Source organism: Vibrio sp. 1562 (assembly GCF_033340155.1).
Taxonomy (GTDB): domain Bacteria; phylum Pseudomonadota; class Gammaproteobacteria; order Enterobacterales; family Vibrionaceae; genus Vibrio; species Vibrio alginolyticus.
This window is the reverse complement of the sequence record NZ_JAWOVY010000806.1, coordinates 1-510: the sequence shown is the minus strand read 5'-3', so window position 1 is coordinate 510 and position 510 is coordinate 1. Positions and strand designations below refer to the sequence as shown.

The window sequence follows — 510 nt, the reverse complement described above, 5'->3', positions numbered from 1 at the left end:
GAACCGGCAAGAGAACTTGCTTGAACTAATGATTCTGGAAGAAGGTTTGCAAGCGGCCACTCGCGTTTCATTTCACGTAACATGGCTCGCTCTTGCGTGGCGAGGGTTTCTTCTTCTGCTTGTGCAAATAGATCCTCAAGATGCGGCTGAGTCATGAGCGAGTGGATGTGTACTTCAAGTTCAGCCATTGCGTTGGAGCGTGCTTCAGCACCGCCTGATGGCATCACAGCAGCTTGATCCCAGCCTACAATTTCTAATAAATGGCCAAAGTTGGCGACTTTTTTTGAATGTTCGACGAGTTTTGTAAATGCATTCATTGTGACTACTCTTATTTTTGTTCTTTCCCTAAACACCCGAAAAGGGTCCTTCACATCAAGTCGCGCTAAGCAACTGAAGTTAATTTACTAATAATTAACATTTAATGACGTCTCATTGTCCACAAATTCATCCGGTTGTATAGCGCTCTTAAAAAAGAAGCTTGCGAATCGAGTTGATTGGCGGTATTGATGA

1 pseudogene is annotated in these 510 nt (G+C 43.7%); it reads right to left on the bottom strand.

Going from position 1 to position 510, the window contains the following annotated elements:
• Nucleotides 1-317: pseudogene (locus R7Z49_RS27775) on the bottom strand (carboxypeptidase M32); the annotation flags it as partial.
• Between the last annotated feature and the right edge of the window lie 193 nt (nt 318-510).